Annotated in this window: 22 protein-coding genes; 11 read left to right on the top strand and 11 right to left on the bottom strand. The window is 72.5% G+C overall.

What is annotated here, in order from left to right; translation table 11 throughout:
• Nucleotides 1-8 precede the first annotated feature (8 nt).
• Together IL992_RS29470 and IL992_RS29465 are read right to left on the bottom strand one after the other, a co-directional pair.
• Entirely contained in the window at nucleotides 9-710 is a 702-nt protein-coding gene (locus IL992_RS29470) for a histidine phosphatase family protein (protein ID WP_193206616.1), read from the bottom strand.
• Nucleotides 707-1,525, bottom strand: coding sequence for an undecaprenyl-diphosphate phosphatase (locus IL992_RS29465; protein ID WP_193206615.1), 819 nt, complete (start codon nucleotides 1,523-1,525; stop codon nucleotides 707-709). The genes IL992_RS29470 and IL992_RS29465 overlap by 4 nt, the downstream gene beginning before the upstream one ends.
• 35 nt (nucleotides 1,526-1,560) lie before the next feature.
• Here IL992_RS29465 and IL992_RS29460 point away from each other — a divergent pair, with 35 nt between their 5' ends.
• The 3 genes from IL992_RS29460 (at nucleotide 1,561) to IL992_RS29450 (ending at nucleotide 4,425) form a co-directional block, all read left to right on the top strand.
• Nucleotides 1,561-2,499, top strand: coding sequence for an aldo/keto reductase (locus IL992_RS29460; protein WP_079314927.1), 939 nt, complete (start codon nucleotides 1,561-1,563; stop codon nucleotides 2,497-2,499).
• A 151-nt stretch (nucleotides 2,500-2,650) separates the two neighbouring features.
• Nucleotides 2,651-3,673 carry a hypothetical protein gene (locus tag IL992_RS29455; protein WP_193206614.1) on the top strand — a complete coding sequence of 341 codons (1,023 nt, stop codon included), beginning with the start codon at nucleotides 2,651-2,653 and terminating at the stop codon, nucleotides 3,671-3,673.
• Nucleotides 3,674-3,825: 152 nt separating this feature from the next.
• Nucleotides 3,826-4,425 (top strand): DUF2690 domain-containing protein, encoded by a 600-nt coding sequence (locus tag IL992_RS29450; RefSeq protein WP_193206613.1) that lies wholly within the window; start codon nucleotides 3,826-3,828, stop codon nucleotides 4,423-4,425.
• A 122-nt stretch (nucleotides 4,426-4,547) separates the two neighbouring features.
• Here the strand turns inward: IL992_RS29450 and IL992_RS48555 are convergent, their stop codons facing one another.
• On the bottom strand, nucleotides 4,548-5,771 hold the full coding sequence (locus IL992_RS48555; protein ID WP_319018903.1) for an acyl-CoA dehydrogenase family protein: 1,224 nt from the start codon (nucleotides 5,769-5,771) through the stop codon (nucleotides 4,548-4,550).
• A 152-nt stretch (nucleotides 5,772-5,923) separates the two neighbouring features.
• Here IL992_RS48555 and IL992_RS29440 point away from each other — a divergent pair, with 152 nt between their 5' ends.
• The 5 genes from IL992_RS29440 to IL992_RS29420 all read left to right on the top strand — a co-directional run bounded on the left by IL992_RS29440 (nucleotide 5,924) and on the right by IL992_RS29420 (nucleotide 11,137).
• Nucleotides 5,924-6,850 carry a LysR family transcriptional regulator gene (locus tag IL992_RS29440; RefSeq protein WP_193206612.1) on the top strand — a complete coding sequence of 309 codons (927 nt, stop codon included), beginning with the start codon at nucleotides 5,924-5,926 and terminating at the stop codon, nucleotides 6,848-6,850.
• Between the two features lie 144 nt (nucleotides 6,851-6,994).
• Entirely contained in the window at nucleotides 6,995-8,128 is a 1,134-nt protein-coding gene (gene sfnG, locus IL992_RS29435) for a dimethylsulfone monooxygenase SfnG (protein ID WP_193206611.1), read from the top strand.
• Nucleotides 8,129-8,132: 4 nt separating this feature from the next.
• On the top strand, nucleotides 8,133-9,365 hold the full coding sequence (locus tag IL992_RS29430) for an SfnB family sulfur acquisition oxidoreductase (RefSeq protein ID WP_193206610.1): 1,233 nt from the start codon (nucleotides 8,133-8,135) through the stop codon (nucleotides 9,363-9,365).
• Between the two features lie 51 nt (nucleotides 9,366-9,416).
• Nucleotides 9,417-9,968 (top strand): NADPH-dependent FMN reductase, encoded by a 552-nt coding sequence (ssuE, locus tag IL992_RS29425; protein ID WP_193206609.1) that lies wholly within the window; start codon nucleotides 9,417-9,419, stop codon nucleotides 9,966-9,968.
• Nucleotides 9,969-9,979: 11 nt separating this feature from the next.
• Entirely contained in the window at nucleotides 9,980-11,137 is a 1,158-nt protein-coding gene (locus IL992_RS29420; protein WP_193206608.1) for an LLM class flavin-dependent oxidoreductase, read from the top strand.
• Nucleotides 11,138-11,221: 84 nt separating this feature from the next.
• Here the strand turns inward: IL992_RS29420 and IL992_RS29415 are convergent, their stop codons facing one another.
• The 3 genes from IL992_RS29415 to fabG form a co-directional block, all read right to left on the bottom strand.
• Entirely contained in the window at nucleotides 11,222-12,244 is a 1,023-nt protein-coding gene (locus IL992_RS29415; RefSeq protein WP_193206607.1) for a helix-turn-helix domain-containing protein, read from the bottom strand.
• Between the two features lie 226 nt (nucleotides 12,245-12,470).
• Nucleotides 12,471-13,235 carry an enoyl-ACP reductase FabI gene (gene fabI / locus IL992_RS29410; RefSeq protein ID WP_193206606.1) on the bottom strand — a complete coding sequence of 255 codons (765 nt, stop codon included), beginning with the start codon at nucleotides 13,233-13,235 and terminating at the stop codon, nucleotides 12,471-12,473.
• Between the two features lie 24 nt (nucleotides 13,236-13,259).
• A complete protein-coding gene (gene fabG / locus IL992_RS29405) occupies nucleotides 13,260-13,964 on the bottom strand; it encodes a 3-oxoacyl-[acyl-carrier-protein] reductase (protein WP_079314918.1) in 705 nt (234 codons plus the stop codon).
• Between the two features lie 77 nt (nucleotides 13,965-14,041).
• Here fabG and IL992_RS29400 point away from each other — a divergent pair, with 77 nt between their 5' ends.
• The gene (locus tag IL992_RS29400) at nucleotides 14,042-15,535 is read left to right on the top strand and encodes a TldD/PmbA family protein (RefSeq protein WP_193206605.1); all 1,494 of its coding nucleotides are present in this window, start codon (nucleotides 14,042-14,044) and stop codon (nucleotides 15,533-15,535) included.
• A complete protein-coding gene (locus IL992_RS29395; protein ID WP_193206604.1) occupies nucleotides 15,532-16,914 on the top strand; it encodes a metallopeptidase TldD-related protein in 1,383 nt (460 codons plus the stop codon). The genes IL992_RS29400 and IL992_RS29395 overlap by 4 nt, the downstream gene beginning before the upstream one ends.
• A gap of 172 nt (nucleotides 16,915-17,086) precedes the next feature.
• Here the strand turns inward: IL992_RS29395 and IL992_RS29390 are convergent, their stop codons facing one another.
• The 3 genes from IL992_RS29390 to IL992_RS29380 all read right to left on the bottom strand — a co-directional run bounded on the left by IL992_RS29390 (nucleotide 17,087) and on the right by IL992_RS29380 (nucleotide 19,409).
• Nucleotides 17,087-18,196, bottom strand: a complete 1,110-nt coding sequence (locus tag IL992_RS29390; protein WP_193206603.1) for an NAD(P)/FAD-dependent oxidoreductase — start codon at nucleotides 18,194-18,196, stop codon at nucleotides 17,087-17,089.
• A gap of 76 nt (nucleotides 18,197-18,272) precedes the next feature.
• Nucleotides 18,273-18,722 carry a MarR family winged helix-turn-helix transcriptional regulator gene (locus tag IL992_RS29385; protein ID WP_193206602.1) on the bottom strand — a complete coding sequence of 150 codons (450 nt, stop codon included), beginning with the start codon at nucleotides 18,720-18,722 and terminating at the stop codon, nucleotides 18,273-18,275.
• Nucleotides 18,723-19,193: 471 nt separating this feature from the next.
• Nucleotides 19,194-19,409 (bottom strand): dodecin, encoded by a 216-nt coding sequence (locus tag IL992_RS29380; RefSeq protein ID WP_079314915.1) that lies wholly within the window; start codon nucleotides 19,407-19,409, stop codon nucleotides 19,194-19,196.
• Between the two features lie 84 nt (nucleotides 19,410-19,493).
• On the opposite strand from IL992_RS29380, the gene IL992_RS29375 reads away from it, so the two are divergent.
• Nucleotides 19,494-19,817 carry a DUF3099 domain-containing protein gene (locus IL992_RS29375; protein WP_256862528.1) on the top strand — a complete coding sequence of 108 codons (324 nt, stop codon included), beginning with the start codon at nucleotides 19,494-19,496 and terminating at the stop codon, nucleotides 19,815-19,817.
• Between the two features lie 307 nt (nucleotides 19,818-20,124).
• On the opposite strand, the gene IL992_RS29370 is transcribed toward IL992_RS29375, so the two are convergent.
• Both IL992_RS29370 and mobA read right to left on the bottom strand, forming a co-directional pair.
• Entirely contained in the window at nucleotides 20,125-20,382 is a 258-nt protein-coding gene (locus IL992_RS29370) for a DUF6457 domain-containing protein (protein WP_193206600.1), read from the bottom strand.
• An 11-nt stretch (nucleotides 20,383-20,393) separates the two neighbouring features.
• Nucleotides 20,394-21,014, bottom strand: a complete 621-nt coding sequence (gene mobA, locus IL992_RS29365) for a molybdenum cofactor guanylyltransferase (protein ID WP_193206599.1) — start codon at nucleotides 21,012-21,014, stop codon at nucleotides 20,394-20,396.
• Nucleotides 21,015-21,085: the final 71 nt, after the last annotated feature.

Genomic DNA, 21,085 nt, shown 5'->3' with positions numbered 1-21,085 from the left:
GCCCGACCTTATGTGGTCCCGGGTCCACCGCCGACGGCGGCATCGCTTCCGGTGATGGTTTCTCCCCCGTCATCGTCCTCCGACACCTCCGGCGGGGGCACCAGGTTGGCCACTCCCCCGCCCACGTCGTTCGCCCTGAGCAGGAAGGGACGCAGGGGGGTGTAGCGGATCACCGTGACGGACGCGGGATCGGCCGTGATCCGCTGGAACTGATCCAGGTGCAGGCCCAGCGCGTCGGCCACGATCGCCTTGATCACGTCCCCGTGGCTGCACACCAGGTAGGTGGCCTTCTCACCGAGGCGCTCGTTCCAGTCGCGTACGGCCCGTACGGCCCGGTTCTGCACCTCCGCCAGGGCCTCGCCGCCGGGGAACACCGCGGCGCTGGGGTGGGCCTGCACCACCCGCCACAGCGGCTCTTCGGCGAGCTCCTTCAACGGCCTGCCCGTCCAGTCGCCGTACCCGCACTCGCCGAACCTGTCGTCGGTCTGCACGGAGACGGGGCGGCCCTGCGCGATGGCGGCGGCGGTCTCCTGACACCGCTCCAGCGGGCTGGACACGACGGCGTCCAGTTCCAGGGGCGCGAGCCGTTCGGCCACCGCGCGCGCCTGCTCCCTGCCGCGCTCGTCGAGGTGGACCCCCGGGGTCCAGCCCGCCAGCACCGGGCCGGTCATCGCGGTGAGGCCGTGCCGTACGAGGAGGACGGTCGTCATGACTGCACCACCCCGAGGGCCAGCAGCGTGAGGAGGAACGTGCCGGCGAAGACGCGGTAGACGACGAAGACGATGGTCGAGTGGCGCGCCACGTAACGCAGCAGCCAGGCGATCGAGGCGTATCCGACGACGAACGACACGACGGTCGCGATCAGGGTCGGCGCGACCGGAGGGCCGCCGCCGTCGCCGACGTGCCGCAGCTCGAACAGCCCCGAGAGGATCACCGCCGGGATCGACAGCAGGAAGGAGTAGCGGGCGGCCGCCTCGCGCGTGTACCCGAGGAACAACGCGCCGGTCATCGTGGAGCCCGAGCGGGAGGCGCCGGGGATCAGCGGCAGCATCTGCCAGGCGCCGATGATCAGGCCGTCGCGCATGGTGAGGTCGGCGACCTCCTTCTTCTTGCGCCCCATCTGGTCGGCCACGAGCAGCAGCAGGCCGAAGACGATGAGCATGGCCGCGTTCAGCCACAGGTTGCGGGCCGGGCCCTCGATCGCGTCCTTGAACAGCAGGCCGGCGACGCCGATCGGGATCGTGCCCAGGCCGATGTACCACCCCATGCGCGCGTCGAGGTCGCCGCGCAGCTCCGGCGTCCACAGGCTCCGCAGCCAGGTCCAGGTGATCCGGACGATGTCCCGCCAGAAGTAGATGAGCACCGCGAGCATGGTGCCGAGCTGGATCACCGCGGTGAACGCGGCGCCGGGGTCGCCCCATCCGGCCAGCTTGGGCACGATCAGCAGGTGGGCCGAGCTGGAGATGGGCAGGAACTCGGTGAGACCCTGCACGAGCCCGAGCACGATCGCCTGTAGTACGTCCATGGTGCGGACAGCCTATCGGCTAGTCTGTCCGCACCATGGACCAGCGACTAGTCGGGCGCAGCGGTCTGTCGGTGTCCAGGATCGGGCTCGGCACGATGACCTGGGCCCGCGACACCTCCGCCGAGGAGGCGACGGCGCAGCTCACCGCCTTCGCCGAGGCCGGCGGCACGCTGATCGACACCGCCGACGTGTACGGCGGCGGAGACGCCGAGCGCCTGATCGGCCGGCTCATCCGCGACGTGGTGCCGCGCTCTGAGCTGGTCATCGCCACCAAGGCCGTGCTCACCCCCGGCGGCGAGCGCGACGCCTCCCGTCGTCACCTCATCCGCGCGCTCGACGCCTCCCTGGCCCGGCTCGGGCTGGAGGAGGTCGACCTGTGGCAGCTCCACGCGTTCGACCCCCGGGTGCCGCTGGAGGAGACGCTCGCCGCCGTCGACTTCGCCGTCTCCACCGGGCGTACGGCCTACGCGGGCGTGTGCAACTACACGGGCTGGCAGCTCGCGGCCGCCGCCACGTGGCAGCGGTGCGGCGACTCGCGGGCCCCGATCGTCGCGGCGCAGGTGGAGTACTCCCTGCTGGCCAGGGACGCCGAGGAGGAACTGCTGCCGGCCGCCGGGCACGTGGGCGCCGGGGTCCTCGCCTGGTCGCCGCTGGGACGCGGCGTGCTGACCGGCAAGTACCGCACCGGCATCCCCGCGGACTCCCGCGCCGCCACCCCGCACTTCGCCGAGTTCGTCCGGCCGTACCTGGACGAACGGTGCCGCAGCATCGTGGAGTCGGTGACCACGGCGGCCGAGGGGCTCGGCGTGTCGCCGCTCTCCGTGGCGCTCGCCTGGGTGCGCGACCGCCCGGGCGTGTCGTCGGCGATCGTCGGCGCGCGCACCCACGCGCAGCTCCTCGGCGTGTTGCAGGCCGAGAAGCTGACGCTGCCGTGGGAGATCCGCGAGGCTCTGGACGACGTCTCCGACCCCTGACCGCCGTGCCGGGCCCGCGAGGCGAACGAGAATCGCCCTCACGTATCACACATCGATACCGAACTGCAACTTTCTACTGCATAACCCCGCGCTCCGGCGAAGAGTGGCGGGTATGTCGGGGGATGGACCAGAGCACTGCGGAAGGGGACACATGGGGATCGTAGGCAAGGCCTCCGCGATCTCCGCCGGGGCTCTCGCGATCACCCTGGCCGGAGGACTCCCTCTCGCCGCATCCCCGGCACAGGCGCTCGACTGCACGGGAGGCGGCGGCCTGGTCTCGGGCCTCACCGGCGGCGTCTGCTCCCTTGTGGGCGGCGTGGGCCGCCTGGCGGACGGCGTCACCGACGTCGCGGACAAGGCCACCGGCGGAGTGACGGCACCGGTCACGAAGGCCGTGGACGACACGCTGAAGACGACCACCGGAGCCGCGGGCACGGCGGTGAACGACGTCGGCAAGGCGGTCGACAAGGCCGGCCAGACGCTGACCGGGGCGGCGGACACCGCGGCCGGCGCCACAGGCGGAGCGGTGAAAGCGGCGAGCGGCGCGGCGGACACCGCGGTCGGCGCGGCGACGGGAGCGGTGGCGGGCGGCGGCGACGGAGCCACGCACAGCCCCGCCCCCAGCGTCCAGAAGCTCACCGACGGGCTGACCCGCGCCGTCCAGGACACCTGCCTCCCCCTGGTCGCCGGCGAGGACTGCGCGTCCCAGGAGCACCGCGAGAGCGGAGAGGGCGCGCAGAGCAACGGAAGAACGCGGCCGGGCGGCAAGAAGCCGGCGCGGCCGAAGGCGTCCATGACGCCCGACGGCACCCTTTCGCCCGAGCCGTACCGGCCGCGTCTCGTCGCGGCGCTCGACGACGCCCCGCAGACGGACCGCGCGTCGAGGGTGGACCCCGACGAGGACGGCGTGATCCCCCTCCTGTGGCCCGGGCAGAAGATGCCCGAGCTGCCCGAACTGCGCGGCGACCCGGCGGGCGCGCGCGCTCGGGCCCACCGGTCCTACGACACGGCGGGGACGGCCCTCACCGCGGCGCTGCTGCTCTCGGCGCTGCTCGCCACCCGCGTGGTCTCGGCCCGGCGGGCGCGTGCCGGGCAGCAGGAGCCGCACGAGTCGATCCCCTTCGAGGGCGGCATGCGACTGCCCGGGAAGGCGGGGCGCCACCGGCTCGCCTGAGGGCGGCGTGCGCCCACCGGACTGAGCTGCGTCTCGCCGGTTGATGGGTTGATGCGAACCGACGCCGGATGATCGCGCATCAACTCCGGCACGGGTTATCCATGCCGTGGCGGCACCGCGAGGTGCCCGGGCCACGGAAGGAGCAGTTCTCGATGAGATGGAGCATCGCCCTCAGGGCGCTGGCCGTCCCGGCGGCGGCGGCCGTCGCGCTGACGACGACCGCGACCGGTGCGGTCGCCGGATCGGGAGACGGGCCAGGCTCGGGATCGGGGTCGGGCCGGACCGGCACGGTGAGGCTCGACGACATTCCGCGCGGCGGGACCGCAGACCTGCCGCGCCGCGTTTCCGACAGGCTGTGCGACCAGGGGCAGAAGAGCGCGCAGACCTGCGACGGGACCGACCCGGTCAGGAGCCGCTGCGACGACAAGGCGTACACGGTGGCCAGTTCGCGGCTCTGGTATCACGACGGCCGCGGACGGGCCACCCGGCCCGCCGGCGCCACCGTCGAGCTGCGGTACTCCCCCCGATGCGGGACCAACTGGTCGAGGGTCACCCTCGACGAGGGACGCATCGCGCCGGTGGGCGTTCTGGTGTGCCGTGGCGAGGGTTTCGACGACTGCACCGAGACGTACGCGACCCGCAACGGCACCGCGTACTCCGACCAGCTCTACGCGAAGGACGTGGAGGCGACGGCGTACGCGTTGTGCTGCGGCGTCTGGCCGGACATCGCCTCCGCCTGGGCCAGGGGCTGAGCCCGCCGCGGAACCGACGGTCCGCGCACGTGCCACGGCGGGAGTTCGTGCGGCGTGAACGGGGGCCGGTCCGCGGCCGTCCGGCCTCCTCACCCGCGCCTGAGGAGGCCGGACACGCCCGGTCAGGAGTACCAGGTGGGCTCGGGGATCTCGTCCAGCAGGCGGTAGACGCCCACCTCGCGGCGCTTGTACGCCACCGGGTCGTGCAGGGTGTGGGTGCGCACGTTGCGCCAGAACCGGTCGAGCCCGTATCGGGACGCGGTCGAGCGGGCGCCGGTGGCCTCGAAGACACGCGAGGTGACCTCCAGGGCCACGTCGGTGGCGCGCGCCTTGGCCGCGGCCACCCACACCTCGTGCTCCCCGCGCAGCCGCGGGGTGACCTCGTCCGGGTTGAGGTGGAACCACAGGCCCTCCCGGGCGACCTCGTCGGCCAGCGCCTCGGCCGCCCACAGCTTGGCGGTGAGGTCGCCGTAGAGGTCGATGACGTACGGCTCGTCGACCGCGCGCTCGTGCCCGCCGTGCAGCCACGGGCGGGTGTGCTCCCTCGTGTACGCCAGCGCGGTCTCCAGCGCTCCCCTGGCGATGCCGAGGTAGAAGTTCACGAACACGAGCTGGATGGTCGGCACGTTGAGAGTGGCGTAGACGCGCGGCTGGAACTCCTTGTCCACGTAGCCGAGGGCGTCGCGCCAGGGCACGCGCACGCCGGAGACGGTGACGCTGCCGCTCTCGGTCAGCCGCTGGCCGATGTTGTCCCAGTCGTCGTGGAAGGTCAGCCCCTCGGAGCTGGAGGGGACGATGGCGAAGACGTGCTTGTCCGTGCCCTCCAGCACGCCCTCCAGGACCGTGACGTCGGAGACCTTGCTGCCGGTGGAGAAGGTCTTGCGCCCGTCGAAGACGAGGGTGTCGCCCTCGTCGCGCACGACGATGTCACGGTCGCGGGGGTTGACGGCCCCGCCGAAGAACCACCGGTTCCGGGCCGCGTCGGCCTCGATCCGCTCCCACTGCTCGCGGGTGCCCACCAGGCGCGGCGCCCAGTTCCAGAGGTAGTGGTAGCCGAGCAGCTGCCCGATGGAACCGTCGGCCGCGGCCACCTCGCGGACGACGCGGTAGGCGGTGGGCCAGTCCTGTCCCGCGCCGCCGTGCCCGGCCGGTCCGAGCAGCGTGACCAGGCCGGAGTCCTTCAGCAGCCCGATCTCCGCGTACGGGGTCTTGGCGGCCCTGTCACGCTCGGCGGCGTCCACCGCGAGGACGGCCGCCACCTCGCCGGCGCGCGCGATCCACTCGTCCGGAGTGCGCGGCGCCGGGCCGTCCGTCCAGTCCGTACGGCTGGCGTGAGCGATGGTCACGTGTCGTCTCCTCTCGTATGCGGCGCGTCGCGCCGGCTGTCGCTCACCAGGTTAGGCAACATTCTCTACTCGTTAAGTAGGAAAATTCCCGAACGGCCGGTAGGGTCGCCCTTGAACACCACCGGCGAACCCCTTGGACGAGGTGGACGACGATGCGCATCGAGCAGCTCGAGTACATCCGCGCGGTGACCCGCCTCGGCTCGCTCCGCCGGGCGGCCGACCACCTGCACCTGTCCCAGCCGGCGCTCAGCGAGACCGTGCGCAACCTGGAGCGGGAACTCGGCGTCGACCTCCTGGAGCGGCGCCGGTCCGGCGCCACGATCAGCGACAAGGGCCGCGAGCTGCTGCCGTACATCAACGGCGTGCTGGAGGCGGTGGACCGCCTGCGCGGCGCGGCCGACGAGCAGCACCAGACGGCCCGCATGGTCAGGCTGGGCACGGTCAACGCGGCCACGGTCCCGCTGCTGATCCCCGCCGTACGGGCGTTCCGGGAGGCCCATCCGGCGACCCAGGTCGAGGTCGTCGGCGCCCAGCAGGCCGAGATCCACCGGCGCATCCGGGAGGGGAGCTTCGACCTCGGGCTGGTGAACTACCTGAGCGGCGACGACCTGCCGCCCGACCTCGCCACGACCGAACTGCTGCGCGGCCGCCCGGTCGTGTGCGTACGGCCCGGCAGCCCGCTGGCCTCGCTGCCCGCGGTCGAGGTCGCCGACCTGCTCCGCGAGCCCCTGATCGTGATGCGCTCCGGCTATGTCATGCACCGTCTGGTGCACCGCCTGCTCGGCGGGCGGGCGCCGTCGTTCTCGTATTCGACCGACGGCGCCGAGATGGGCAAGCTCATGGTCGCCGAGGGGCTCGGCGCCACCGTGCTGCCCGAGTTCAGCGTGGCCGGCGACCCCCTCCTGCGCAGCGGCGCGATCACCTACCGGCCGCTGGCGCAGCGCGTGGCGGAGGTCCTCCTGGTGATCCAGTCGCAGCGATCGGCCTCCGGCCCCCGGGTGGCCCGCGACCTGCACCGGTTCCTCCTGGACCGGGCACGCGAGTGCCGCACCGGCGCCCGGACGCGCGCCGCCGGATGAGAGCCCAGGGTTACAGGGCGGAGTGACAGGGCGGAGTGACAGGGCGGCCCTATCACTCCCCCGCCGATCGCATGTGGAACTCGGGGCGTCGGCCGCCGTACGATCCCAATCGTCCAAGTAGGAAATACCTGGAAGGGGTCATTCGTGTCCGCGAACGTCAGTCCCGAGCCGCTGCGGTTCGCCTACTGGGTGCCCAACGTCAGCGGCGGGCTCGTCACCAGCACGATCGAGCAGCGCACCGACTGGAGCTACGACTACAACCGGAAGCTGGCGGTGCTCGCGGAGAACAACGGCTTCGAGTACGCGCTGTCCCAGGTGCGCTACATGGCCAGCTACGGCGCCGCGTTCCAGCAGGAGTCGACGAGCTTCAGCCTGGCGCTGCTGCTCGCCACCCAGCGGCTGAAGGTGATCGCCGCGGTGCACCCGGGCCTGTGGCACCCGGCGGTGCTGGCCAAGCTGCTCAGCACCGCCGACCACCTCTCGGGCGGCCGGGCCGCCGTCAACGTGGTGAGCGGCTGGTTCAAGGGCGAGTTCACCGCCCTGGGCGAGCCATGGCTGGAGCACGACGAGCGCTACCGCAGGGCCGAGGAGTTCATCCGCGTCCTACGGGCGAGCTGGACCGAGGACAAGGCGCGGTTCCAGGGCGACTTCTACCGGCTGCACGGCTACGACCTTCAGCCCAAGCCGCTCTCCGGGCCGGACCGCCCGCACCCCGAGATCTTCCAGGGCGGCAACTCCACCGCGGCACGCGCCATGGCGGGCCGGGTCTCCGACTGGTACTTCAGCAACGGCAAGGACTTCGACGGCGTCACCGAGCAGATCGAGGAGGTCGGCGCGGCGGCGCGGGCCCACGGCCGGCGGGTGCGGTTCGGCCTCAACGGCTTCCTCATCGCGAGGGACACCGAGGCGGAGGCGCGCGAGACGCTGCGTGAGATCGTGGCCAAGGCCGACGTCGAGGCCGTCCACGGGTTCCGCGACGCGGTCCGCCAGGCCGGCCGGTCCACCCAGGACGGGCGGGGAATGTGGGCCGACTCCACGTTCGAGGACCTGGTGCAGTACAACGACGGCTTCCGCACCCGCCTCATCGGCACGCCGGAGCAGATCGCCCACCGGGCGATCGAGTACAAGAAGCGCGGCGTCGACCTGCTCCTGCTCGGCTTCCTGCACTACCACGAGGAGGTCGAGTACTTCGGCCGCCACGTGCTGCCCATCATCCGCGAACTGGAGGCCGAACTCGCGGCCAAGGGCGCGTTCCCGGTGGAACCGGCCCGGGCCTGATCCCATGACCGACCTCACCCACGCACCCCTTCACCCACCTGTTCACGCATCGGGGACCGCGCGCGTCGTCACCGGCGACGAGGAGGCCCTCGCCGTCGCCGCCGAGCTCGCCGGGCGGTTCGCGAACGGCGCCGCGGAACGGGACGCCCGCCGCGAGCTCCCCCACGCCGAGCTGGCCGAGCTGTCGGCGAGCGGCCTCCTGGGCATCACCGTCCCCCGCGAGCACGGCGGCGCCGACGTGCGGACCGCCACACTGGCGGAGGTCGTCCGCCTGCTCGCCACCGCCGACCCCAACATCGCCCAGATTCCGCAGAGCCACTTCGTGTACGTCAACGTGCTGCGGCAGCAGGGGTCCGCGGCGCAGCGGGAGTTCTTCTTCGCCGAGGTCCTGGCGGGCAGGCGGTTCGGCAACGCGCAGTCGGAGGCGGGCACCCGGCACGTGCAGGACTACCGCACCCGGCTGCGCCCCGCCGGGGACGGCGGCTTCGTCCTCGACGGCGTCAAGCACTACTCGACCGGGGCCCTGTTCGCCGACTGGATCACCGTGCTGGCCAAGGACCCCGCCGACCGGCTCGTCGTCGCGTACGTGCCGGCCGGCGCGCCCGGCCTCACGGTCGTGGACGACTGGGAGGGCATGGGCCAGCGCACCACGGCCAGCGGCACGGTCCGGCTGGAGGGCGTGCGGGTGCCCGCCGACCGCGTGGTCCCCCACCACCTGACCTTCACCGGGCCGCAACTGCACGGCGCCCACGCGCAACTGCTGCACGCGGCGATCGACGTCGGCATCGCCCGCGCCGCGCTCACCGAAGCCACCGAGTTCGTCCGCACCCGCAGCAGGCCGTGGTTCGAGAGCGGCCTCGACCACGCCGCCGACGATCCCCTGACCATCCAGCGCCTCGGAGAGCTGGAGGTCTCCGTACGGGCCGCGGAGGCACTGCTCGGCGAGGCCGGGCGGGCGGTCGACCGGGCGCGGGAACGTCTCGACGACGAGACCGCGGCGGCCGCGTCCATCGCGGTCGCCGCGGCGAAGGCGTTCGCCGACCCGGCGGCCGTCGAGGTGACCGATGCCCTGTTCGAGGTGTCCGGCACCAGGTCGGCGCTCGACTCGCTGAACCTGCACCGGCACTGGCGCAACGCCCGCACCCACACCCTGCACGATCCGGTGCGCTGGAAGATCCAGCACATCGGCCGGTACGCGCTGAACCGGACCCCGCCCCCACGGCACGGCCTGATCTGATCCCGAATCCGGCCTCATCCGAATCCGGTCTCATCTGACGGAGGTTCCGCCATGTCCACCATCGTCGTCCTGTCCGGCAGCCCCTCGGCGGTCTCGCATACCGCGGCACTGTGCGCGCACCTCGCCGACCGGCTGCGCCTCCTCGGCCACGAGGTCCGCACCGTGCACGTGCGCGACCTGCCGGCGGAGGCGCTGCTGTCGGCCGACACGGGGCACCCGCGGATCGCCGAGGTCGTCGGCCTCGTCGGCGAGGCCGACGGCGTCCTGGTCGCCTCACCCGTGTACAAGGCCGCCTACAGCGGGCTGCTGAAGACGTTGCTCGACCTGCTGCCGCAGTTCGCGTTCGCGGGCAAGGTCGTGCTGCCGATCGTCACCGGCGGCAGCCCCGCCCACGTGCTGGCCATCGACTACGCGCTGCGCCCGGTCCTGACCTCGCTCGGGGCCGACCACGTCGTGCCGGGATGGTTCGTCCTTGACCGGCACATCGCGCTCCGCGGCGACGAGGCCGGCCTCGACCCGGAACACGCCGCGCCGCTCTACCGCGTGGTCGACGCCTTCGCGTCGGCCGTGGCCGCGCGCCGCCCGCTGCTGGCCGCCTCCTGAGGGGACCCCCGATGACATTGACGTTCCACTGGTTCCTGCCCACGTACGGCGACAGCCGCCACCTCGTCGGCGGCGGGCACGGCACGGACATCACCACGGCCGGCGGAGACCGGCCGGCCACCCTGGCCTACCTGGGCCAGATCGTGCGCGCCGCCGAGCAGCTCGGCTTCGAGGGGGCCCTCACCCCGGCCGGCGCCTGGTGCGAGGACGCCTGGCTGACCACCGCCATGCTGGTCGCGAACTCCGAGCGGTTGAAGTTCCTGGTCGCCTTCCGGCCGGGGCTGCTGTCGCCCACGCTCGCCGCGCAGATGGCCGCGACGTTCCAGCGGCACTCGGCCGGGCGCCTGCTGGTCAACGTCGTCACCGGCGGCGAGGACCACGAGCAGCGCGCCTACGGCGACCACCTCGCCAAGGACGAGCGCTACGAGCGCACCGACGAGTTCCTCACCGTCGTACGCGCCCTGTGGCGCGGGGAACGGGTCACCCTTGAGGGCAGGCACGTCAGGGTCGCGGACGCCGCGCTGAACCGGGTGCCGTCCCCGGTTCCTGCGGTGTACTTCGGCGGGTCGTCCCCGGCCGCGGGCAGGGTGGCGGCGCGGCACAGCGACGTCTACCTGACCTGGGGCGAGCCGCCCGCGCAGGTCGCCGAGAAGCTCGCCTGGATCCGCGGGGAGGCCGCCGCGGCCGGCCGCGAGGTGCGCTTCGGCATCCGGCTCCACGTGATCAGCAGGGACACCTCGGCGCAGGCGTGGGCGGAGGCCGAGCGGCTGCTGTCCGCTCTGGACCCGGCGGTCATCGCGTCGGTGCAGGCCGGTCTCGCGCGCAGCGGGTCGGAGGGTCAGCGGCGGATGCTGGCCCTGCACGGGGGCCGCACGGACGCGCTGGAGGTCTCGCCGAACCTGTGGGCCGGTGTCGGGCTCGTCCGCGGCGGCGCGGGCACGGCCCTGGTGGGCAGCCACGTCGAGGTGGCCGAGCGGATCGAGGAGTACCACGCTCTCGGCATCGACGAGTTCGTGCTGTCCGGTCACCCGCACCTGGAGGAGGCCTACTGGTTCGGCGAGGGCGTCCTGCCCCTGCTCCAACGCAGGGGGTTGTGGCGGCACCCGGTGGACGCGCCCGGCGACCCGCTCCCGGCCGCCATCCCGTTCGCCGGCACCGCGTCCCGGTGAGGCTGGACTCCCGGGCGTGCCCTGCGCACCGCGGCACCGCCGAGGGCGGAGCACGAGACGAGGGGGTGAGCGGAGCATGCGGGATCAGCGCAGGCAGCGGGTTCTCGCGTGCGGGCCTTCCCCCTGCCCGGTGACCACCCATCCCTCCACCCAGACGCATCCGGGTGTGAGGGAGAGCATGTCCCCGTAGCTGCCCGGCGGGGTGTTGTTCGACCACTGGGAGCGCACCTGGGCGTTGTCCGCCGGCCGGTGCGCGGCGAGCCACACCGTGTAGAGGTGGGGATTGTCGAAGTGCGCCGACGCCCAGGCCGTGTCGCACTCGGGGCTGCGCCGCAGCCGCAGCGTGCCGAAGCGGCTGCCGTCGGGCAGGTTCAGCGGGACCGCGTCGAGCGTGTCGATCGTCTGAAGGTCGTCGCCGCACCCGCGGGCGCGAGGGTCGTCGCCGTCCATGTCCTCGGCCCGGCTCGCGTCCCCCGCGCGGTCGGTGACGTGCTGGTTGCGCGAGGTCCAGCCGGGCGCGAGCCCCACACCGCGCGCGGCGGCGCCCAGCGCCACCGCGCCGACGACCACGAGGACGGCGGCGAGCGCGAGCAGGCGCCCGCGGCGCCGCACCCGGCCCGCGAGGCCACCGCGCCCGGCACCCGACCCGGCATCAGGCCCGCCACCAGGCCCGGCATCAGGCCCGGCATCAGGCCCGGCACCGGGGTCGCCACCGGGGTCGACATCAGGGTCGCCACCGGAGTCGGCGTCGTGCCCGCCCCCGGCCTCGGCGGCGCCGGGGACCGGGGACGAGAGGCCCTCGCCCGTCGGGGCCGGTTCCGGCGGTTCCGCCGCCCGTCCGGAGATCTCCTCGCTGACCCGGTGCCAGCGCCGCCCCCACGCGTCCTCGTCGCCCCCGCAGGCCCGTACGAAGGCGAGGGTGACCTCCAGGCTCGGGAAGACGCGGCCGCCCGCGGCCCGCGACAGCACCGTGGGCGAGTAGTGCGCCCGTTCCGAGAGGGCCCGGTAGGTGGGCGACCCCGCCTCCTCGCGCAGCCGCCGCAACGCGACGGCGAACGCCTGTAAGGGCCCTTCCTCGGGGCTGAGGTCGCGCTCTGGTCGTCCCATGGTCCCCACACGAGTTCGGCGGCCACGTCGCCGCGGGCGACGCCGTCCAGGGGCGTACGGGGACGGGCCGGCCCGGGCACCACGCTCGCGCCTGACAGCCCCTGCCCACTCACGGGAACGGGCGGGCGTCAGGCACGCCCAGATGCTAAGCGCGGGGACGGGCCGCGGCAAGATTCCGCCGCGGCCCGTGAGCCCGCAGGATGCGGGATGACGCGAGGGGGCGCCGTCAGGCGCCCATCGCGTGCACGCCGCCGTCGACGTGGACGATCTCGCCGGTCGTGGCGGGGAACCAGTCGGACAGCAGCGCGACGCAGGCCTTGGCGGCGGGCGCCGTGTCGGCGAGGTCCCAGCCGAGCGGCGCACGCTCCGGCCAGGAGTCCTCGAACTCCTTGAACCCGGGGATGCTCTTGGCCGCCATCGTGCGGAGCGGGCCGGCGGCGACGAGGTTGACCCGGATGCCGTGCTTGCCCAGGTCGCGGGCGAGGTAGCGCGAGCACGACTCCAGCCCGGCCTTGGCCACGCCCATCCAGTCGTAGACCGGCCACGCCTTGGTCGCGTCGAAGTCCAGGCCGACGATCGCGCCGCCCTCCTTCATCAGCGGCAGGCACGCGACGGCGAGCGACTTGAACGAGAACGTCGAGACGTGGACCGCCGTGGCGACGTCCTCCCACGAGGTGTTGAGGAAGTTGCCGCCCAGGCAGGACTGCGGGGCGAACCCGATCGAGTGGACGACCCCGTCCAGCCCGTCGAGGTGCGCGCCGACGCGGTCGGCGAGCGTGTCGAGGTGGTCGTTGTCCTGCACGTCGAGCTCGATCACCGGCGGCGGCTCGGGCAGCCGCTTGGCGATGCGCTCGACCAGGCTGAGGCGGCCGAAGCCGGTCAGCACGACCTGGGCGCCCTCCTCCTGGGCCAGCTTCGCCACGTTGAAGGCGATCGAGGCGTCGGTGAGGACGCCGGTGACCAGCAGTCGCTTCCCGTCCAGCAAACCCATGTCCAGCTCCAGTCTGTCGTCCGCTCAGTGGCCCATGCCGAGGCCGCCGTCGACGGGGATGACCGCCCCGGTGATGTAGGAGGCGTCGTCGCTCGCCAGGAACCTGACGACCCGGGCGATCTCCTCGGCCTGCGCCTGCCGCCCGAGCGGGATGCTCTTGCGGATCTGCTCCTGCTGCGCCTCGTCGAGCACCGCGGTCATGTCGGTCTCCACGAACCCCGGCGCGACCACGTTGACCGTGATGCCGCGCGAGCCGAGCTCGCGGGCCAGCGACCGGCCGAAGCCGACCAGCCCGGCCTTGGAGGCGGCGTAGTTGGTCTGGCCTGCGGAGCCGGACAGGCCGACGACGGAGGAGATCAGGATGATCCGCCCGCGCCGCATCCGCAGCATGGGCCGCACGGCCCGCTTCGCGACACGGTAGGCGCCGGTCAGGTTCGTGTCGATGACGTCGGTGAAGGTCTCCTCCTTCATCATCGGCAGCAGCGTGTCCTTGGTGATCCCCGCGTTGGCGACGACCACCTCGACCGGGCCGTGCTCGGCCTCGGCCTTCTCGAAGGCGGCGTCGACGTCGGCGGAGCTCGTCACGTCGCAGCGAACTCCGAACAGCCCCTCCGGGGGCTCGCCGGAACGGTAGGTGACGGCGACGGCGTCCCCCGCGGCGGCGAGCTCGCGGGCGATCGCGAGGCCGATGCCGCGATTTCCGCCGGTGACGAGAACAGAGCGAACCATGCGACCGACCGTATCGGCTACTTGGGGGTAGTCCACTTGTCCGCAGGGCACAAGATCACAGGGTTAGGATCGTGGACATGCGCCAGATCGACCCCGACTTCCTCGCCCTGCCGCTGCGGCGGCTGGCGGACGCGGCCCTGCAGCGCGCCCGTGACCTGGGAGCCGAGCACGCCTCGTTCCGGCTCGAACGTGTGCGCGCCGAGACGCTGCGCCTGTTCGACGCCCGGCTCGAGGGGTCCTCGGACGCCGACGACCTCGGCTTCGCCGTACGGGTGATCAAGGACGGCACATGGGGCTTCGCGTCCGGGATCGAGCTGACCCCGGAGGCGGCGGCCCGGGCCGCCGAGGAGGCCGTGCGGGTGGCGGCGGTCAGCGCGCCCATCAACCGCGAGCCGGTGGAGCTCGCCCCCGAGCCGGTGTACGACGACGTGACCTGGGTGTCGGCCTACGAGGTCGACCCGTTCGACGTGCCGCTGCCGGACAAGGCGGCGCTGCTGGCGGAGTGGTCGTCCGGCCTGCTCGGCCGGGTCGACCACGTCTCCGCCTCGCTCATGCAGGTCAAGGAGCAGAAGTTCTACGCCGACACGGCGGGCACGGTGACCACGCAGCAGCGCGTGCGGCTGCACCCCGTCCTGACCGCGATGCGGGCCGACGGCGACCGGTTCGACGACATGCGCACGCTGGCCCCGCCGGTCGGCCGGGGCTACGAGTACCTGACCGGCACCGGCTGGGACTTCCCCGCCGAGCTGGCCGAGATCCCCGACCTGCTGGACGAGAAGCTCAAGGCGCCCTCGGTCGAGGCCGGGCCGTACGACCTGGTGATCGACCCGTCGAACCTGTGGCTGACGATCCACGAGTCGATCGGCCACGCGACCGAGCTTGACCGGGCGCTCGGCTACGAGGCGGCCTACGCCGGCACCTCCTTCGCCACCTTCGACCAGCTCGGCACCCTGCACTACGGCTCGCCGGTGATGAACGTGACGGGCGACCGCACGGTCGAGCACGGCCTGGCCACCGTCGGCTGGGACGACGAGGGCGTGGCCGGCCAGTCGTTCGACATCGTCCGCGAGGGCACGCTGGTGGGCTACCAGCTCGACCGGCGGATGGCGCTGCTGAAGGGCCTCGGGCGGTCGAACGGCTGCGCGTTCGCCGACTCCCCCGGGCACGTGCCGATCCAGCGGATGGCCAACGTGTCGCTCCAGCCGGCGGCGGACGGACCCTCCACCGACGAGCTGATCTCGCGGATCGAGCGCGGGATCTACGTCGTCGGCGACAAGAGCTGGTCGATCGACATGCAGCGGTACAACTTCCAGTTCACCGGCCAGCGGTTCTACCGCATCGAGAACGGCCGCCTGGCCGGGCAGCTGCGCGACGTGGCCTACCAGGCGACGACCACGGACTTCTGGCGCTCCATGGAGGCCGTCGGCGGCCCGCAGACGTACGTGCTCGGCGGCGCCTTCAACTGCGGCAAGGGCCAGCCGGGCCAGGTCGCGCCGGTCAGTCACGGCGCTCCGGCCGCCCTGTTCCGCGACGTACGGATCCTCAACACCGTCCAGGAGGGTGGCAAGTGAGCGACGGGGTGACCACACCGCAGGAGACGGTGGAGCGGGCGCTCGCGCTGAGCGAGGCCGACGGCTGCGTCGTCATCGTGGACGAGGGCTCGACCGCCAACCTCCGCTTCGCCGGCAACACGCTGACGACCAACGGGGTCGCGCGCTCGTCCCGGCTCACCGTGATCTCCGTCGTGGGCGCCGGGGTGGGGGTCGTGTCGCGCTCCGCCGTACGGGCCGAACAGCTGGCCGACGTGGTGGCCGCGGCGGACCGCGCCGCACGGGAGGCCCGGCCGTCGGAGGACGCCCGGCCTCTGGTGGAGGGCACCGCCGGTGCGGGCTGGGAGCGCCCGGTGGAGCCGACCTCCATCGACGTGTTCGGGGACTTCGCCCCCGCGCTCGGCGAGGCGTTCGCCGCCGCCGACGCCTCAGGACGCAGGCTGTACGGCTTCGCCGAGCACAGCATGACCTCGACGTTCGTCGGCTCGTCCAAGGGCCTGCGGCTGCGCCACGACCAGCCGACCGGGCGGCTCGAACTGAACGCCAAGTCGGCGGACATGACGCGCTCGGCGTGGACGGGCGTGGCCACCCGCGACTTCTCGGACGTGGACGTGGCCGCCCTGGACGAGACGCTCGTCCGGCGGCTGGACTGGGCCAAGCGCCGGATCAGCCTGGAGCCGGGCCGCTACGAGACGCTCCTGCCGCCGACGGCGGTCTCCGACCTGATGATCTACCTGTACTGGTCGGCCGGCGCGCGGGACGCGGCCGACGGCCGTACGGTGTTCTCCCGGCCCGGCGGCGGCACCCGGGTGGGCGAGCGGCTCTCGACGTTGCCGATCTCGCTCCACAGCGATCCGGCACGGGCCGGGGTCGAGTGCGCGCCGTTCGTCGTCGCGCACTCCTCCAGCCGGGAGCAGTCGGTCTTCGACAACGGCCTGCCCCTGGCCCACACCGAGTGGATCAGCGACGGCACGCTGGCCAACCTCGTACAGACCCGGCACTCCGCCGAGCTGACCGGCCTCGCCGCCACCCCGCAGATCGACAACCTGATCATGACGGGACCGGAGGACGGCCGCTCGCTGGAGGAGATGATCGCCTCGACCGAGCGGGGCCTGCTGCTGACCTGCCTGTGGTACATCCGCGAGGTCGACCCGCAGTCGCTGCTCCTGACCGGGCTGACCAGGGACGGCGTCTACCTCGTCGAGAACGGCGAGGTCGTCGGCGAGGTCAACAACTTCCGGTTCAACGAGTCGCCGGTCGACCTGCTCGGCCGCCTCACCGAGGTGGGCCCGAGCGAGCAGACGCTGCCGCGCGAGTGGAACGACTGGTTCACCCGCGCCGTCATGCCGCCGGTCCGGGTGCCCGACTTCAACATGTCGACGGTCAGCCAGGCCAGCTAGCGTGGTGACCGGAAACGGTCACCACGCGCGGTCCATCGAGCCGGTCGAATGTGCCGCCTCTTCCGTGCGCTCAGCGGCAGAACACGGCAGTCGGCCTTGAGCGTCCGATCGAGGATTCAGTGGCTCGATTCAGGCCTGATCGCGGTTCGCGTCGATTCCCGTCTCGGAGCGATCACGAGCTTGCCTTTCTGCGGCTGAACCGTTCGGCGAAGCGTGCGGTGAACAGGTCGGCGCCCTTGCGTTGATGGACCGCTTCGGTCGTCGCCGGCGCGACGCCACCGGGCGCCGGCAGCTGGCCGACACCTCGGCGCGGCCCGAGCGGAAGCAGGATCCTCTGGTGCGGCGTCGGCGTGTAGACGGCTTCCGGCCGCTCGCCGGCGAGCTGGGCCCTGAGGTTCTCGGCCACGACCTGCGCCTGTTCCTGGGCGTACGACGCCATCTTGGGGTCGGGGAGGTCGGCGATGTCGCCGAGGGCGTAGACGTGGTCGTATCCCGTGACGGTGAGCCGGCCGGTGACCGGCACCGTCGCTCGCGCGGTCAGCGGCGTGAGCTTGCCGTCGGCCAGGTAGTCGCTGGTGATCCGCACCCCGAAGGCCTGGAACCAGATGTCCGCGCTGATCTCGTCGCCGGCGTCGGTGGTGACGGTGAAACGCCCGGCCCGGCCCGCCTCGGTCGGGGGCGGCGCGGTCAGGGTGGCGCCCAGCAGCACGGTGATGCCGAGTTCGTCGAGCTGACGGTGCAGCTCAGCGCGTACTTCGGGAAGGAAGCCGGGCAGGAGGCCTTCGGCCTTGCCGACGATGGTCACGTCCTTGTCCGGCCAGACCTCCTTGATCTCTCCCGCCAGTTCCAGCCCGACCGGGCCGGAGCCGAGGATCAGGACACGGCCGGCGCCGGCCAGCTCCTTGTGCGACTCGCGGAGATCATCGAGCGCCTCGGCGATGGTCGTGGCGGATTGCTTCGGCTTAGCGGGAAAGGGGTAGCCGGAGCCGGTCGCGAGAACCAGATAGTCGGCCTCGACCCGGTCGCCCGACGCGAGCGTCACCCCGGCCGGATCCACCGAGGTGGCCCGGTCACAGATCACCCGGCCTCGCTCGAGCAAAGTGTCGAACGGGAAGAAGACGTTGGCCGCCCAGTCGGGTTGGGTCAGCGCCCGCAGCGACCCCGCCGCGTTGACGAACGCTTCCCGCGGGTCGATGAGGACGACGTCCCCGGCGAGATCCAGCGCCTTGGCGACCAGGGAGCCGCCGTATCCGCCGCCGACCACCGCAACCGTACGAGTCATTGCCGCACGCCCCCAAGAATAGAAAGTTCGGTGACCGAACAATATTAGTTCGGTCACCGAACTTCAAGGGAGGCGCTCAGACCTCCATGAAGATCACCGACACCTTGTTGTCGTCGGCGACGCGGCCAAGCAGAGCCGCGAGCGTCGAGCGCTCGTCCTCCGTCAAAGAGACCGCCAGCTGCTCGATCCGCCGGGACCCGTCGGCGTAGAACTTGTCGGCAACCTCCCGGCCGTGCGACGTCAGCGCGACCGACACCGCCCGCGAGTCGCCGGGGTCGGCCTCGCGCCGCACCAGCCCGTTACGCTCGGCGTAGTTGACCATGCCGGTGACCGTCGACTTGGCGAGGCCCATCACGGCACCGAGCTCACCCATACCGCACGGCCCCGGCCGCAGAACGCACAGGAACTGTCCCTGCTGGGGCGAGAAACCGAACTCCCGGCTGGCCTCCGTATAGGCCGCATTCACCAGAAACGCGACCCGCGCCAGAGCGGTCGTAAGCCCCAGCCGACCTTCTCTTCTACCCACGTGACCAGCTTACGGCCCGCCACATTCCGCAGAAATCTTCAACCGGCCGCGTGGTCCCGGCCTCGCCGCCGTCCGTCCGGCCTCGCCGCAGCCCGCGCGCTCGCCACCGCGAAAGGAGCCCGCGTCGCTCTCGCCGTGCGCGACGCCGCCTCACCGAGGCCGGTTCGCCTCGGACGGCAGCTACGCCGGCCCGGGCGACTCCCCACAAGGGCACGGCGCGCCGGAGCTCGTCGGCCCGTCGAGGGCCGCCCAGGACGACACACTCGCCCGTCGCCTGTGGACGGCCTCCGAGGAGCTGACCGGCGTCACCTTCCCGCTGCCTGCGGCCATGGCCACCAGGGAGTAGCGCCCATCCTTCTCAGTGCGCTCCAGTGCCGGCTGAGCGCCTGTCCGCCGCTCGGACACGAGCCACCCATCAAACCGGCTCTGCGGACAACGGACGGTGCCCGTCTCCCGTCACGGCACCAGGTCCTATTCGGCGTCCTCGAGGCGGAAGCCCACTTTCATGCCGACCTGGAAGTGGGCCACCTCGCCGTCCACGATGTGCCCGCGCACCTCGGTCACCTCGAACCAGTCCAGGTGCCGCAGCGTCTGCGCGGCCCGCCTGACGCCGTTGCGGATGGCCTGGTCGACGCTCTCGGCCGAGGTGCCCACTATCTCGGTCACCCGGTAGGTGCGGTCCGACATCACGTCCTCCTGCCTGTGCCTGTCGCGTGATCGTATCGCCGTGCGGGCGTCACCCCGCCTCCCTCGGGGTCTACCGTGGAAATCGTGAATCCATGGCGCTGGTTGCGAAAAGACCGCCCGGTCGTTCACCAGGTGACGGACGCCCAGCCGTCGCTGTCCGACGACGTGCGCAAGCGGGAGATCAGTTACCTCATCAAGATGGGCATCCGGCTCGTCTGCCTCATTCTGGCGGTGGCGGTGCCGGCCCCCTGGCCCGTCAAGGCGCTGTTCGTCGCGGGCGCGGTTCTTTTGCCATACGTTGCCGTTATCGGGGCCAATCAGAGAGGTCACGAGCCTCCTCCGCCCCCAGACTTGACCTCGCCTAACCAAAACGAGATACCACGCCATCGACGCGAGATCGGGTCGTGACAAAGTCTTGACGCAACCCATGGGTTGGAGGTGTACAGTTTAGCCAAGCGCTCTGGTCCCCCGTCGGAGCGCTGGTGCCGGCGTTCCGGGCCCCCGTCGGAACGCCGATGAAGCGGCGCCGGGTGGTTTGCCCCCGTAACCACCCGGCGTCGCCCTTTTCGGGGTCGTCGAGCACTACCAACCGACTTCGCACGGACCTCACGGACCGGCCGTCGCGGTCGTCCCCGTCGGGAACGGCCCTTCCGCCGAGCGGCCCCCGGCGCTCGCCCTGTCCCTCTATGCGGCGCCGGGGCCGTGGAAGCCGGCGTCAGGAGTCGCCGGGCCTGTCCGCGGTCGCCTCCGCCCACTCCTTCGCCATCCGGGACAGCCGCTCCACCACATCCGGCGGCGCGGTGCCGGCTCCCTGCGCCAGCCCCATCAGGTAGGCGGTCAGCGGGGCGGCGGGCCGCGCCACGCCGTGCGCCACATCCCTGGTCAGGTCGAGCACCGCGGTCCGGTCCACCCGGGCGGGGTCGATGCCCAGCTCGCGGCAGACCTGGGCCGTCCATTCCTCCAGCACGTTCACGCGCACTCCCTTCACCCGCGCTCTCGGGCCCGCTCGCGGGCCGCGCGCAGATCCTCGACGGTGTCGCAATCGAACCACGGCGGGGTCTCCCCCGGCGCCACCGGCGGGCGCACGGGCGCCGGCGCCAGCGGGCCGAGCAGCCCGCGCAGCGAGCGCCCCTCGTAGGGGCCGAGCGCGGCCCGCAGAGCCGCCGTCCGCCACGCACCGGTGAGCCACTGCTCACGGCCCTCGTCGTCCACGAGGACCGCGCCCGCGCCGTCCTCCGGCACGGCCGCCAGGAGCGCCCCGACGTGCCCGGCGACGACGAACGGCAGGTCGGCGGCGAGCAGGACGACCAGCGGGGACGTCACCTCGGCGAGCCCGGCGCGCAGCGCCGGCACCGGTCCACCGCCCGGCGGGTCCTCACGGGTGAACAGCACACCCGGCATGTCCCTGGGCGGGCCCACCACCACCAGCGCGCGGGCGTCGCGGACCGCGGCCGCCACGCGCTCGACGAGGGGCAGCCCGCCGACGAGCGCGCCCGGCTTGTCCGCCCCGCCGAGCCGCTCGGCCCGGCCCCCCGCAAGGATCACGGCGTCGTACGGCGGCGGGCAGGCCGCATCACCGGCGCCGGTTCCGGGACGGGAACGCACAGGTGCTCCCTGACCTCTCTCGGGGCTCTCTTGGGCTCTCTCCTGGGACTTTCCCAGGGGGCTCTCTCAGG

This window comes from Microbispora sitophila, from assembly GCF_014892245.1.
In the GTDB taxonomy this organism is placed as follows: Bacteria; Actinomycetota; Actinomycetes; order Streptosporangiales; family Streptosporangiaceae; genus Microbispora; species Microbispora siamensis.
The sequence above is the reverse complement of the archived record's forward strand: the minus strand, read 5'-3'. Positions and strand labels throughout refer to the sequence as shown.